Origin of the sequence: Spirosoma validum (assembly GCF_014699035.1) — a bacterium.
Classification (GTDB): Bacteria; Bacteroidota; Bacteroidia; order Cytophagales; family Spirosomataceae; genus Spirosoma; species Spirosoma validum.
In genome coordinates, this window is record NZ_JACXAA010000008.1 from 100,994 (window position 1) to 114,664 (window position 13,671).

The following is a 13,671-nucleotide window of genomic DNA, read 5'->3' on the forward strand; positions in this document are numbered from 1 at the left end:
TTAGGAATTAGCTCCTTTTCCATTTCCTCCCTTTCTTCCCCTTCCTCCACTTTTCAATAAAACCGCTTGCCGTTGGCCAGGAAAGCTTTTACGTCGTCTCGCGTGGGAAAGGTAAAATAGGTCATTTGAGACGCATCGTTCTCGATCAATTCATACTTGCCTGAGTGAATTTTTTCTATAGATTCCAGAATGGCGTCCATGCCCATCTTCTTGGTTATGTCGATCAGTTCGGCCTGACTCATAGTGCCAATGGCCAGTTTTTTCTGTACCAGAATTGGGCCACTGTCAATCCCTTCATCAACAAAAAAGACCGATACGCCCGTGTGCGTTTCACCATTTTTTAGCACCCAGAATGAAGGCATCAAACCCCGGTATTTGGGCAGCAGCGCTGTATGCAGATTGATACACCCATACGTAGCAATGTCTAACAGTTTTCGCTTAAAAATCTGGTTGCCCGCAATTGATACCAGCAGATCCGGCTTGTACGCCCGAAGTTTATCCAGGTTTTCGTCTTTATTGATATTCCCTTCGATCTGAACCAGCGGAATGTTTCGGTCGGACAGTACCTTGCGAACATTGTTACGGCTATCTAATTTCGACGCTACGTACTTAAACCCGTAGCGCACAAAGAAAGGCAACCCAAAGATGTCATACGTTTTTTTTATCTTGTCACTGAAGCTTTCACGCTTGCCAAACGGTGATACATCAAAAACCACCGTTGCCACGACTTCAGCATAAGGGGGTAACTTTTTCAGCAGGTAGTCAATATTACGAGCCAGGTAGAATGGGTCATCCTGCGTGAGAATCACAAGACGCATAAGCAGTTATTGGATAGTTGCCCACAAAACTAACTATTCTGGCGTAAAACAGACGTGTACTATTCACAGAACTGCTATATTCTGAGGTAGGCCGTTTATCCATTACATCATGAATCGATAAAAAATAGTACAAAAACAATATGATATTCCCGTAATGTATCGTCGCAGGCTTTGTCCTATATAAAAAAAGTTATAATATTGCATTGTTTATCAGCTGGCAGTCACTGGGTAAATTCATCGTCTTTTGCTGGAAAAGAATAGGAATAACCCAATTAGTTTACAACGTATTATCGAACGCATGACTGATGTCTCCGTCATCATTCTGACACATAACGAGGAAAAACACATTACTCGCTGTTTGCAGAGTTTACTGCCGTTTACGGATAAAATATTTATCGTCGATTCGTTCTCAACAGATCGAACCGTTGAGATTGCCCGTTCGCTGGGGGCCGTTGTCGTTCAGAATGCGTGGGTTAATTATGCTACGCAGTTCAACTACGGGATTGAACATACGCCTTTCACAACAACCTGGTTGATGCGGATGGATGCCGACGAATACGTAATGCCCGAATTAGCGGACGAGATAAACCGCCGACTCATGGGTTTACCTATTTCGGTAGGGGGCGTGTATGTGAAACGTCGGGTATTTTTCCTGAATCGCTGGATGCGGCATGGCGGTTTTTATCCAATATGGCTGTTACGATTGTGGCGCCGGGGGGATGGATTCTGTGAGCAAGTGTGGCATGACGAACACATCAAGCTTACGAAGGGTGAATCGATTCAGTTTGATCATGACATTGTTGATCACAATCTTAATAACCTAACCTGGTGGACGCAGAAGCATAATCATTATACAATTTTGGAAATGATTAATCTGCTGAACTACCGTTACCAATTCGATCAGGCCGAGAAAGTACAACCCAAACTCTTCGGAACGCAGGATCAGCGGATTCGGTATCTGAAAGAAAAATACGCGTCGTTACCCTTATTTACTCGCCCGATTCTCTATTTTATTTATCGATATTTTGTTCGACTAGGCTTTCTGGACGGGCGCGCTGGCTTCGTGTGGTGTTTTTTACAGGCACTGTGGTATCGTTTTCTGGTTGACGCTAAACTAATGGAGGTTAGGATTCGGGTTGGTCAGGACAAAGACGCAATTATTGATTATTTCCGAACGGAATATGGCAAAGACCTTAGAGCAATCCGACCGCAACAGGTTAGTCAATCCTGAATCGGTGACACCTCTGCACGAACAGGCACCGCTCAATACAGAACCCAGCGCATCAATGAGCCAGCCAAATGGAAAAACCGATCTGTCGCAGTTCAATAACAGTTGGTACAATCCCGGTCCACGATGGAAAGTCTTGCTGTGGTTTCTGGTAAATGCGTTTTTTCTCAATACGTATTTACCCATCCCAGTCAGTCTTAAAGTAGCTGTCTTACGGCTGTTTGGCGCGAAAATCGGGGAAAACGTGATGATCAAACCTGCTGTAAACATCAAATTTCCCTGGTTACTTCGGGTGGGAAACTACGTCTGGATTGGAGAGCAGGTCTGGATCGATAACTTTAGCGAAATTGTGATTGGGGATCATGCCTGCCTATCGCAGGGAGCTATGCTTCTGACGGGTAACCATAATTACAGTTTGCCAACTTTTGACCTGATGCCTAGCCCCATTACGTTAGCGGAAGGTGTCTGGATAGGCGCTAAGTCAGTTGTATGTCCGGGCGTTCGTTGTGAGTCCCATGCTGTGCTGGCCGTTAACTCGGTTGCCACACGTTCTTTGGAAGCATACGGTATTTATCAGGGAAATCCGGCCGTTTGGGTCCGACAACGAAAAATTAAAGCGTGAAAGTATCCATCATAACGGTTGTCTACAACGGGGCGGAATTTGTTCGGGATTGTATCGAATCGATTCTCAATCAGACCTATCCGGACATTGAGTACATAGTTGTCGACGGAAAATCGACCGATGGTACAGTCGATATTGTGCAGTCGTACGGTAAGCGAATAGCTCAGTTTGTGTCAGAACCCGATAAAGGTTTATACGACGCGATGAACAAAGGTATTCGTCTGGCAACAGGCGAAGTGATCGGACTGCTTAACGCCGACGATTTTTACCGGCACAACCGGGTAATCGAAAACATGGTTGCTACGCTGAAACGAACGGATAGCGACGCGGCTTACGGCGATATGATTTATGTTGATCGGACTAACGTTCAAAAAATAAAAAGGTACTGGCGTTCAGGTTGGTATACCGAAAATGCGTTCCTTTGGGGATGGATGCCCGGCCACTTGTCGTTCTTTGCAAAACGATCGATGTATGAGCAGTATGGGCTGTTTCGGCTTGATCTGAAGAGCGCAGCCGACTATGAATTGATGCTACGTTTCATTCATAAAAATAAGGTCAAACTGGCTTATATGGATGAAGTGACGATTGTCATGCGTATGGGTGGAGTTAGTAACAGCAGTGTGAAAAACCGCCTGGAAGCTAATCAGTCAGATCGGATAGCCTGGCAACTGAACGGGTTAAAGCCTTACTTTTTTACCTTTTGGTTGAAGCCACTACGGAAAATAAGCCAATACGTCACCAAGCCACCAAAACGACCAGATTGATAACAATCAAGCCGTTAAATCAAATAAGTTTGCATTTTTTGACAAACCGTTCATTTTTATAGACCTTATCGGCTTCAATTCGTAGAGCCATATCTTCAAGTAAACCCACACATTATGAATATAGACTTATTTATAGCTTATCTGCAACATAAATGCGGTGACGACCTGTTCATGCTGGGTTTATACCAGTGTGTACTGGCTTTTTTAGTCGCCTGTTTTGTTTCAGTAGTTGCTATTCCTGTCGTTATTAAAATTTCCGAATTAAAATCGCTGATGGAGAAACCCGGCGAGCGTCGGTCGCATACGACACCAACGCCAACATTCGGAGGTATTGCCATATTTGCGGCCATCCTGATTGCGTATTTTTTGTGGCCGAGCATTGACCAGACAGATATCTATCGTACGAACCTTTCCATTGTCGGAATGACCATCCTATTCTTCGTTGGTATTAAAGACGATCTGGTTGGCATCGACCCAACGAAAAAGATTTTGTTTCAGGTATTGGCCTCGATCATCCTGATTTTCTTTGGCGAACTCCGTGTAGATTATTTATACGGAATAATGGGGTTCCATCACATTACCGAAGTCGTTAGTATTCTACTTACCTGCTTCATTTTCATTGCCCTGACTAATGCGATCAACCTTATCGACGGTATTGACGGGTTAGCCGGGGGAATTGCGACGATCGCCAGTGGTACGTTTGGCGGTTGGTTTCTACTGACAAACCATTTTACCATGGCTTGTCTGGCGTTTACGCTATCGGGCGCGCTGATTGGCTTTTTACGGTTTAACTTTTCGAAAACCAGTAAAATATTCATGGGTAATACTGGTTCGCTGATTATTGGCTTTATGCTGGCATTCTTCGCTGTGCGATTCGTGAACCTTAATGCGTCGTATCGCTATGAACCAACAGCGTTTTTCAATGCGCCAATCGTTGCTATCGTGATTCTGATTGTTCCGATCTTCGATACATTACGGGTATTCTTGGTACGTATTCTGGCCGGTCGTTCGCCTTTCTCGGCAGACCGAAACCATATGCACCATATTCTGCTGGATAACGGTCTATCGCACATAGGTGCTACAGCTGTGCTTTGTGGGGCGTCGTTGGTCAATACGATCATGTTTTTCCTGTTACACCGGAACATAACCAATACAGCATCCCTGATCATTTTAGGTTGTCTATTCGGACTATACATGTTTATCAGCTTCACGCTCAAGATGCGCGTCATGTACATGTCGACTCACCCACGCCTTCGTAAATCGATGCTGCACCGGGAGTGGAAGAACAGCGTAGCCGGTCGGCGCCGTATCGTCGATTATCTATAACATAATAATTACTATGCAAAAAGCCCTCCGGAAATTTCCGGAGGGCTTTTTGCATTTAGGTGACCCCGAAGCGATTCGAACGCTTGACCGTCTGCTTAGCTTACCAACTACAGTTTTCGCTGCTATACGTACTACTGACGCACATTTGTGGTCTGGACTATGTCTTCACCCTATTCGCCACTCGGCGTACGTAGGTGGTTGCCGTTTAGTCTCTACACCTTCCCCATACAAGTAGAGGCTTGGCTCGGCGTTGTCATTAACCTAAGTCATCAAGATGAAGATTTGCACTAAATGTAAAATTCAGAAATCCATTGACAATTTCTATAAGTCCAAGACTCATAGTCAAGGGGTAATGTGTTATTGTAAAGCCTGTTTCAATCGAAAGGCTGTTCGCCGATGGATTGAGTGTAAACGACAGGCGATTTACTACAAAGGTAGCCAATGCGCAGATTGTGGTTTACATCTTTCAAATACTCATTACTCCGTTTTTGAATTTCATCACTTAGAGCCATCCGAAAAAGATCATGATTGGACCAAACTTCGTCTAAAATCATGGTCAGCTATCCAAACGGAACTAAATAAATGTATTTTACTTTGTGCTAATTGTCATCGAGTACGACATTCAAGATTAGAAGAGTTCGCCGAATTTGACAACATCCCATAAGCAGTTTCCTTACTTATGGCTCCTAACAATAAAGGCAGATGCTCTATCCAACTGAGCTACAGGGCCAACTTAGCTAACCCATTTGTAATTATGAAAATTACACAGGATCAATAAGTGCGTCAAAAATACGCAGATTGTGGGTATTCTGCAAAAAAAAGGACTATTTCCCCATCCACTGTTTGAAATCACTAACCCGTTCACGGCTGACGAGAGCCTCTTTGTCGAAAACGGGCCGAAGGCTGAGGGCCAGTCGGTTACCGAAATAAGGTTGCATCTGCTCCACGGCCTGGTGGGTAACTAAGACGCCCCGATTAATGCGAAAAAAACGATTCGGATCGAGTGCGTCGGCCAGTTCATCGAGCGTGTAATCAACCAGGAATTTCTGACCTGAATGCATGGCAAAGAAACTGTATCGCTCATCTGTGTAAAAATAAGCAATGTCGCCGACCTCAACCGAGAGCATACGCTGTCCCTGACGTACCAGAAACCGCTGGCGATAATTACGTGGAGTCTGTCCCTGAAGCTGTTGCAGGAGCTTTTCAATTTTGAACTCCGGTGCTTCTACCGACTGCCCACGCAGGTCTTCGTATTTTTGAAGGCTACGCTGTAAATCCTCACGCTGAACGGGCTTAAGCAGGTAATCGATGCTATTGACCTTGAAAGCCTGTAAGGCATACTCGTCGTAGGACGTAGTGAAAATCACCGTACTACGTACTGGAGTCCGCTCGAAGATTTCGAAACTCTGTCCATCGGCCAGTTCAATGTCTAAAAAAATCAGGTCTGGATCGGGTTGACCTGCGGACCGACGGCCTTCCAGCCAAGCCACAGTATCTTCAATACTGGCGGTAACGCCCAGAATAGTGAGCGTGGGCGATACTTCGTGCAATAACTTCTGAAGTTTGCGTACAGCTAATTCTTCATCTTCAACAATCAGGGCGTTCATGCGGTGATCAAGGCAGTTTGGAGTAACGGTAATATAACAGTAAACGAATCGGGTCCGGGTTTGATCACGGGTTCGATTTGACTAAGTAATTGATATTTAGACCGAATGTTCGACAGGCCAACCTGCGTTGACTCGATTTTAGCCAGCTCAGATCGGGCCGTTTTCTTCTGGAGGTTATTGCTGACTAACAAGCGGCCATCCGACGTAGTTAAAATTTCTATGCGTAACGGTCGGCTGGCCAGAATAACATTGTGCTTCACGGCGTTTTCGACCAGCAACTGTAGCGTGAGGGGCGGCAGGCGGTGTTGCCGAAAATAATTATCGACTTGGATATTGAGGTGTAAACCAGCTCCGTGTCGGGTTTTGAGCAAGTGATAATACGAATTGATAAAGGCTAATTCTTCGTCTAGTGTAGTTAACTCGTCGTTTTCATCTCCAGACGAATCCTCGCTTGAGGAGCGGTTCGTCTGAAGCATATATCGGTAAACGCGAGCCATCTGATCCACAAACTGCTCCGCTCGCTTCGGTTCGTCGGCGATCAATGACGAGAGGGAATTTAGGCTGTTAAACAGAAAATGCGGATTAACCTGGCTTTTGAGACCTTGCAGTTTACCCTGCAGCGTTTCTTTTTTAAGTTTCTCCTTATTCACCTGGTGCTTCTGCCAACGGCTTAGTGAGTAAGAGGTTTCGTTAACACCTACCAGCAATAAAATGGCTATCAAATTAAAACCACATACAATCACTAAAGAATCAGACGTGAGCTGATAACCAAAGGGGCGGAAACGAATAAAAAGCCAGGTATATATGGTTAAGAAAAAACCTGAGATGCCAATAAAAACCAGCGCCATCATGCCTGCGCGTACTACCGTTTGACGTAGTTCGGGATATTTTCTTACAACTGCATCGGCTGCCCAGTCATGCGGTATGAAGGCGATTGTCGTCAATACACAAATAAAGGCAGTTGCCTTTACGAGTACGTGCCAGCTGTGCAGGTAATCATGTCCAAAGACCAGATAACTCAGGATCGGCGTAAACCAGGGTATCAACAGAACGTACGACCACGCTCCACGCCTTGAAAGACGCAGTGAACGGCAAATGCGGTCGAGTATAGGTCTGTTCATGGTTCGTTTACTAGTAGACTCTGGGGCTGCTCATGAGGATAAAGATAGAGGGTAATCCTACAAAATCAGTTGTGCGTATTGAATCAATTGTCTAAACCGAATCGTGAAAAGGAGAAAAGTAAGAGTTAACTGTATCGGGTTATCGATCATGTTCAGCTACGTTTATACGATTAGTAACGGAAGAGCAACCTTGAAGTAATCGTCGGTTGTTTCGACAACAACAGCTTCTGAACTCAGTAGTTCATACCGGGCCACGAGGCTAACCAGCCCAGCCCGGATGGCTTCTAACCGGATGGTTCGTTGCTGACGGTTGTTAATCACCTGAAGCCAGCCATCGGGGGTAACGTCAATACATATCACCAACGGCTTACCCGTCGACATGGTATTATGCTTAACCGCGTTATCGACCAGGGTTAATAAGCTGAGTGGCAATACACTACGTGTCAGGAGCATGCTACTCACATACGAAGGATGGTCAATACGCAGACTGGTTTGGTACCGTACCTGCAACAGGTCAGCATAAAGACTAATGAATTCTAACTCGGCCTGCAACGTAACGCATGCACTTTGGTCATTCGATCGACCGCTTTGCAGCATATACCGGTAAACGCGGGCCATTTTATCGACAAATTCCTCGGCTTGTTTAGGTTCTTCGCCGATAAGTACCGAAACGGAATTGAGCGCATTAAACAGGAAGTGCGGATTCAATTGCCCTTTTAACGTATCATACTGACTTTGGAGCGCCTGACGTTGCAGGTGTTCATCTTCCTGAAGTTCAAGTTTCCACTGCGAGTACGTATAAAACAAGCCTAGAGCGACGCATAAAAACGCATCGGAAAGCAGCCCAACTATCCAAACTGGCCGTACTGCCAGCCAGGTAAACGGTACGCTTGTTAGTGTACTATACGCACAGACATAAACAATGGATAGTCCTATCGTGAGAGCGCCAATGAACGTTAGCATGACCAGCGTACGAGGTACGGTCTGCTGCATACCCGGATAATGCCGAATCGACCAACGTACTGTTAACGTGATCAGAACAACAGAGAACCAGTAAAGACTGAATGCTAACGCGGTCCCGATGACAAACGTGAATGGATTCCTGAAATACGCTGAACCGATGAAGTAATAGTTAGCCAGCAGAAACAGCGGAGGCATTAGCCGTACGTGCCAGCGCCACTCGCGCTCGCAAAAAAAACGAGGACGGTAGCTATCGACTCTGCTTGGGGGAGACCAGTTGGTAAGAAGCGGCATCATGGATCAGACAGCAAAAATGCCCATGTCCGTATCAATTTTCAGACCGTTAGTGTATCGATTGTATGAAATGCTGTATGAATTGAGAAAAATAGCGTATGAATTGTAAAAAAAAAGTTGAACAGGTTCCGTTCGATAAATATGACACGTAGTGAATGTCCCTGATAGTGTCTCAGTTTGACATTTACTTTTCACTTGTAACCTCAACCCCGTATCGTATTGCCGCTTCAAGTATATCCATGTGTATATCGTTTAGCGTTTTGAACTTAATGCAATAGCCGCTCACGCTTGCCTTGCCGAGTTTTTCTCCATAGGTCTGGGCTAAGTGTTTCTTATCGTCAATACCAAGGATATAGACTGAGATTCCGGTTGAGTTCGCACTGATACCTATCTGATAAAACTCTCTGGTTTTTCCATCAGCATAGTGTATGGTGTGAATTCCATAGCCTACAGCAGGATTAGAAACAGTTTTATTTTCACTGTTTTTTCCATCCAGAAACCATACTTTACAGGCTGGTATTACGTGCAGAATAAGGTGGTGCAACGCTTGCATGTCGCTGCGTTTTGGTTCAGGCTGGCTAGTAATATACGCTTCGATTTGCTCTTGTATGTTCATGTGATTCAGCTAGTTATAGATTGCTAGTTTACCTTTTCAGGGTTGGGTTTATTTTTAGTCATACACTAACGTCAAACTGAGACACGATCATGTCCTTGATTGGACTGGAAGTCAGCAGATTTCCCGCATTTCGCTAAAACTGGTTAAATTTAGCCGCTTAAATTAGCCCCAATTAGTTTGGGAATTATTACGCATGGTTCAAGCCCTCTACCAACTAGTAGCCAGGAATTTCTCGAAATGGGAATTGAGGTATCATGCACTGTTTATTCCGGTCCTGATTCCTATTTGCAATTACTATTTAATTGGACTGGATTATTTTACAGATCTGGGTCTGTTTATCGGAGGGACGGTGTTACTGATCATTTTATATGTTCTGACGACCTGGCTGATAGCGAAAGCGGTTCGTTGGGCAATCAGTTATTACCCTGCCGTAGAACAGTCTACGCAGCGTACACTGACGTTGCTGGTTGTGCTGAGCACGTTATCTGCCGGAGCTGTTTTATTTGATGTGTTTGTGTACAGCCTGATTCCTGCGTTTGGAACCAAGTTTACCTGGGTACGTATCCGCCCGATTCTGATACTGACTCTGCTATTTGATTTTGCATTCTGTACCGTACTGAGTCTGTCCTACGCTTACCAACAGTGGCACAACGATCAGACTGCGAACGAACATTTACGAGCGGCTACGTATCAGCATCAGCTCGACGCGCTAAAAATGCAGATCAATCCGCACTTTCTGTTCAATAGTTTAACCTCGCTTTCGTCGCTCATTGGTGAAAATAAACAGCTGGCGAGCCAGTTTGTTGACGAACTTTCGAAGGTATATCGGTATCTCCTGCAGGCAAATACCCATGAGCTGGTTAGTCTGCAAACAGAGGTGAATTTTATGACCAGCTATAGCAGTCTGCTACAAACCCGCTACGGCTCAAGTTTGTCCATCACACAGAACGTCGACCCAGCGTATCTGGAGGGTAGCTTGCCTACATTAAGTTTACAGACACTCATCGATAACGCCATGAAACACAACGTAATGTCGCCGGGAAAACCATTGATGATCAGCATTCGGACAACGTCAGATGGCGCGGTACTGGTGGAAAATAATCTACAGCGTAAAGTGGTTAAGGTTGAAACGATGCAGGCCAATCTGGAGAATCTGACCGCCAAATACCGACGGCTGAGTAACGCTGAGGTTCAGGTGGAAGAAACGGACACGCATTTCAAGGTTTTGCTGCCGTTGCTAAGTAATCAACGGGTAGGAGAGGGCTGATTTTCCGTGAACGAATGTATATTAACCGGCGAGTGGTAGGTCTTTTGTTGCCGGTTGTGGTTTCACGACTCCCGCATCGCTTTACTCAAAACAGCGCCTGAAACAGGCATTTGGAAACATTCAGATAGGACCGTAACGAATACTGTGTGCAACTTGCGCTCCCTATTTACACATTCGTTGACCAGTCTATTATGAAGCAGATGGCTACTGACCTATACCGGCGATTGCCGCGCATTCGGCCTCAGACTCAGTGGCACTTTCTGCTGTTGTTTCCGTGGTTTATTCCGCTACTGACGTATTGGGTCATTGGCTCCCGTTACTGGACAGAACCCTGGATTTTTATAACCGCTACGATCCTCAACCTGTCGATTGCCGGATGCTGTCTGGTTACGTTAGATCTGGTAACCCAGCATGTCATTAGCCGCTATCCCAATTTGGGGCAGACCTGGCAACGAGTCTGGCGGTTAATTGTCGTGTTCATGGTGATAACGCCCTGTTTCGTCTTTGGTACAATAACCGCCTACAGTTACTTCCATTTATTTGGCTACGTATATGATCCTGAAACGTTGTCAATTGGACGTATCGCTCTCGTTAATTTAATTGCTAACCTGTTATCCGTAGGGATTGACGAGAGTACATACTCTCTGAAAAAATGGCGTGAGAATAAACTGGAGAAGGAGCAGCTAGAAAAAATTAATATACAGAGCCAGTTGGAAAGCCTAAAGAACCAGGTTAATCCACACTTTCTGTTCAATAGTCTTAATTCACTCTCGTCGCTGATTGACGAGGAACCCGAAAAAGCCGAACAGTTTGTCGACGAGATGGCTAAAGTATATCGATACTTGCTTCAAACCAATGAGGACGTATTGACAACGCTGGACACAGAACTAGGTTTCATTCAGTCGTATTATCACTTACTCAAAACCCGCTATGGTGCTGGAATTCAACTGACGGTAGATATTGTTTCTCAGGCGCGTACGTATCAATTGCCTCCACTTACTTTGCAGATGCTTGTCGAGAATGCGGTTAAACACAACGTCATTCACGCCAGTAAGCCTTTACTGATTGAAATTCGGACGACCGACGACGGCCAATTGCTGGTACGTAACAATCGGCAGCGACGAACCAGCGGTCGGATTGCGTCTAACCAGGTTGGCTTATCGAACATTTCGGCCAAGTATCGCCTGCTAGCCCAAACTGATCCTGTCGTTTTAGCCGACGATGATTATTTTACGGTTATGTTGCCGCTGTTAAAACCAGCCCACGCCTGATACGGCGCCAGTTTGATTAGTAACGCGGTTTGTATATCTATCATCCAATGAAAAAACCCATGTCGATGATTGTACAGGAAATCCATAAGGAGTTCCGTGTGCAACCGTCGACATGGGTTTATTTATTGGCTAATAGATGCCGGTTGTTATCCCTGAATGGGCCGATCTAACGTATTAGTCTCATCTTTAGACTCGGTTCCTACCTTAGCACCGTATCCGGCAGCCGCTACGCCAATCAATAAGCCAAAGAAACCGAAAATAGCGGCTTTCGATGCAGCCGAAGCCGTCGCGTCTGCTGCCTGCCGGGCTTTCACTTCAGCTTCTTTCTTCGTCTGTTCAAACTTAGCCGCTGCCTGTTTGTAGGTGCTGATCCAGTTGTCTACGATTTGTTCAGATTCGGCCCGGCTTTTACCAGTTCGTTTCATAACCACATTCACCGCATCTTCCCGATCCACACTGTTGACCGTAGCCTGACCCTGTTTAAACAACCGATCGAATAGACCACCCGCAATATCGTCCGAAGACTGAGGGTCGACAGCGGCCCGACTGGCGGCTGCTTTTGTCTGCTGACCAGCCTGATCGGCCTTACGTTCCAGGGTATTTGGATTTAGGTTTTCATTACCTGTCTGCCGTAACAGTTTGTTCGCTTCCTGCTTCAAATCGTTCAGATCCAGGTTTTGTAAATCAATCCCATTCTCTTTCAACTGGCCCTGTACCGCATTACCAATGCCGGGTGCGGCTGCCGCGACAGCAGACCCAGCGGTGCTAACCAGGCTACCCACTAGTCGTCCCGCCCCACCTATAAGACTGCCAAGGGTCGTCGTCAAAAAATAAATCGTTATTAAAGTAGCCAGACACCAGGTGAGTATCCCGTGAATGATACCATCGAACAGGCGGGGCGCGCTAGCTAGCCGACCAGCAATCCAGCCGCCTATAAATAAGGAAAACAGGCTGCTGACGATGTACCACACAGCACTTCCCGTACCTAGTCCAGCGGTCGGATTTCGTTCCGTTACCGGGTCAATAGTGCTTAAACCAATACCAACTCCTAATAAGGTCAGTAACATCTGGCTCACAATGGCCACCAGCACCCCAGCCAGGATGGCACTCCAGGAAATCCGTTTCATAAAATTGTTGCGGCCGTAAGCCGACTCAGTCGAGTAAGAAAGTGTACGTTCCATTTTAATTGATAATAACTTAGAGAATTAGCGAAAGAAGTAAAAAGGCCCTAATCCTTTCGGGCGTTGAAAGCGAATCTCGTCCGCTATGCGTTGAGGGATTCGCTTTTGTATTTTATGACATGTTGAGTAAACCAGAAGAAGCCACGAGTTCGTCAACTAGCCTTGAAGGTGTCGCGGAGTTTATCAACACCTGACTTTGCGTTATCCGCTAGTTGATCCGCTTTGTTATCTGCTTTATTGGCGTAGCCATCAAACTCATCCTGTGCTTTATCGGCCAGTTGACTCACGTTGGTTTTGATGTTGTCGATAGTTTGTCCAGCCTGTACTTTGGTTTTATCCCATTGGTCTTGAACGTTCTTGGTCTGGTCGCTCAGGGCACCCGCAATCTGTTTACGTAGTTTTTTACCTGATCGAGGTGCCAACAAAAGGCCAGCTACCAGGCCAGCAACTAGTCCTGTTAATAGACCTGACCGATAAGCCGGATCCGTGAGGTAATCCTGGGGATACTTTCTTTTTTCAAAAAGCATGGTTTTGATATGATTAATTTTAAATGTAATGAACAGTCAAAATCATGCTTAAAAAGCGTGCCAGGAAAT

The 13,671-nt window shown here is 45.6% G+C and carries 13 protein-coding genes; 6 read left to right on the forward strand and 7 right to left on the reverse strand.

All coding sequences use genetic code 11. The features are described from left to right. Positions 1–53: 53 nt before the first annotated feature. Positions 54–818, reverse strand: coding sequence for a methionyl-tRNA formyltransferase (locus IC230_RS20715; RefSeq protein WP_191040964.1), 765 nt, complete (start codon positions 816–818; stop codon positions 54–56). 298 nt (positions 819–1,116) lie between these two features. Between IC230_RS20715 and IC230_RS20720 the strand changes: the two genes are divergently transcribed. The 4 genes from IC230_RS20720 (at position 1,117) to IC230_RS20735 (ending at position 4,758) form a co-directional block, all read left to right on the forward strand. Next, positions 1,117–2,049, forward strand: coding sequence for a glycosyltransferase family 2 protein (locus IC230_RS20720; protein WP_191040965.1), 933 nt, complete (start codon positions 1,117–1,119; stop codon positions 2,047–2,049). Between the two features lie 55 nt (positions 2,050–2,104). Further along, the gene (locus tag IC230_RS20725; protein ID WP_223860764.1) at positions 2,105–2,668 is read left to right on the forward strand and encodes a WcaF family extracellular polysaccharide biosynthesis acetyltransferase; all 564 of its coding nucleotides are present in this window, start codon (positions 2,105–2,107) and stop codon (positions 2,666–2,668) included. Then, the gene (locus IC230_RS20730) at positions 2,665–3,432 is read left to right on the forward strand and encodes a glycosyltransferase family 2 protein (RefSeq protein WP_191040967.1); all 768 of its coding nucleotides are present in this window, start codon (positions 2,665–2,667) and stop codon (positions 3,430–3,432) included. Before IC230_RS20725 ends, IC230_RS20730 begins: the two co-directional genes overlap by 4 nt. A 114-nt stretch (positions 3,433–3,546) precedes the next feature. Beyond that, positions 3,547–4,758 (forward strand): glycosyltransferase family 4 protein, encoded by a 1,212-nt coding sequence (locus IC230_RS20735; protein WP_191040968.1) that lies wholly within the window; start codon positions 3,547–3,549, stop codon positions 4,756–4,758. Positions 4,759–5,582: 824 nt separating this feature from the next. On the opposite strand, the gene IC230_RS20740 is transcribed toward IC230_RS20735, so the two are convergent. From IC230_RS20740 to IC230_RS20755, 4 genes are all read right to left on the reverse strand, one after another. Next, positions 5,583–6,365: a LytR/AlgR family response regulator transcription factor gene (locus IC230_RS20740; RefSeq protein ID WP_191040969.1), complete on the reverse strand. Its 783-nt coding sequence runs from the start codon at positions 6,363–6,365 to the stop codon at positions 5,583–5,585. Beyond that, complete coding sequence (locus IC230_RS20745) at positions 6,362–7,486, reverse strand: sensor histidine kinase (RefSeq protein ID WP_191040970.1); 1,125 nt, start codon at positions 7,484–7,486, stop codon at positions 6,362–6,364. Before IC230_RS20745 ends, IC230_RS20740 begins: the two co-directional genes overlap by 4 nt. Positions 7,487–7,648: 162 nt before the next feature. Then, a complete protein-coding gene (locus tag IC230_RS20750; RefSeq protein ID WP_223860747.1) occupies positions 7,649–8,743 on the reverse strand; it encodes a sensor histidine kinase in 1,095 nt (364 codons plus the stop codon). 181 nt (positions 8,744–8,924) lie between these two features. Next, positions 8,925–9,356, reverse strand: coding sequence for a DUF1801 domain-containing protein (locus IC230_RS20755; RefSeq protein ID WP_191040971.1), 432 nt, complete (start codon positions 9,354–9,356; stop codon positions 8,925–8,927). Between the two features lie 193 nt (positions 9,357–9,549). Here IC230_RS20755 and IC230_RS20760 point away from each other — a divergent pair, with 193 nt between their 5' ends. Further along, positions 9,550–10,623, forward strand: a complete 1,074-nt coding sequence (locus IC230_RS20760; protein WP_191040972.1) for a sensor histidine kinase — start codon at positions 9,550–9,552, stop codon at positions 10,621–10,623. A gap of 146 nt (positions 10,624–10,769) precedes the next feature. Continuing rightward, positions 10,770–11,894, forward strand: coding sequence for a sensor histidine kinase (locus IC230_RS20765; RefSeq protein WP_317171810.1), 1,125 nt, complete (start codon positions 10,770–10,772; stop codon positions 11,892–11,894). Positions 11,895–12,040: 146 nt separating this feature from the next. On the opposite strand, the gene IC230_RS20770 is transcribed toward IC230_RS20765, so the two are convergent. Next, positions 12,041–13,075: a hypothetical protein gene (locus IC230_RS20770; RefSeq protein ID WP_191040973.1), complete on the reverse strand. Its 1,035-nt coding sequence runs from the start codon at positions 13,073–13,075 to the stop codon at positions 12,041–12,043. 152 nt (positions 13,076–13,227) lie between these two features. Next, positions 13,228–13,602 (reverse strand): YtxH domain-containing protein, encoded by a 375-nt coding sequence (locus IC230_RS20775; RefSeq protein ID WP_191040974.1) that lies wholly within the window; start codon positions 13,600–13,602, stop codon positions 13,228–13,230. Positions 13,603–13,671 lie beyond the last annotated feature (69 nt).

Bases quoted from the DNA above. Each gene is read 5' to 3' on its own strand.
- IC230_RS20715 (WP_191040964.1), bottom strand. From the start codon at position 818: ATGCGTCTTGTGATTCTCACGCAGGATGACCCATTCTACCTGGCTCGT.
- IC230_RS20720 (WP_191040965.1), top strand. From the start codon at position 1,117: ATGACTGATGTCTCCGTCATCATTCTGACACATAACGAGGAAAAACAC.
- IC230_RS20725 (WP_223860764.1), top strand. From the start codon at position 2,105: ATGAGCCAGCCAAATGGAAAAACCGATCTGTCGCAGTTCAATAACAGT.
- IC230_RS20735 (WP_191040968.1), top strand. From the start codon at position 3,547: ATGAATATAGACTTATTTATAGCTTATCTGCAACATAAATGCGGTGAC.
- IC230_RS20740 (WP_191040969.1), bottom strand. From the start codon at position 6,365: ATGAACGCCCTGATTGTTGAAGATGAAGAATTAGCTGTACGCAAACTT.
- IC230_RS20745 (WP_191040970.1), bottom strand. From the start codon at position 7,486: ATGAACAGACCTATACTCGACCGCATTTGCCGTTCACTGCGTCTTTCA.
- IC230_RS20750 (WP_223860747.1), bottom strand. From the start codon at position 8,743: ATGATGCCGCTTCTTACCAACTGGTCTCCCCCAAGCAGAGTCGATAGC.
- IC230_RS20755 (WP_191040971.1), bottom strand. From the start codon at position 9,356: ATGAACATACAAGAGCAAATCGAAGCGTATATTACTAGCCAGCCTGAA.
- IC230_RS20760 (WP_191040972.1), top strand. From the start codon at position 9,550: ATGGTTCAAGCCCTCTACCAACTAGTAGCCAGGAATTTCTCGAAATGG.
- IC230_RS20770 (WP_191040973.1), bottom strand. From the start codon at position 13,075: ATGGAACGTACACTTTCTTACTCGACTGAGTCGGCTTACGGCCGCAAC.
- IC230_RS20775 (WP_191040974.1), bottom strand. From the start codon at position 13,602: ATGCTTTTTGAAAAAAGAAAGTATCCCCAGGATTACCTCACGGATCCG.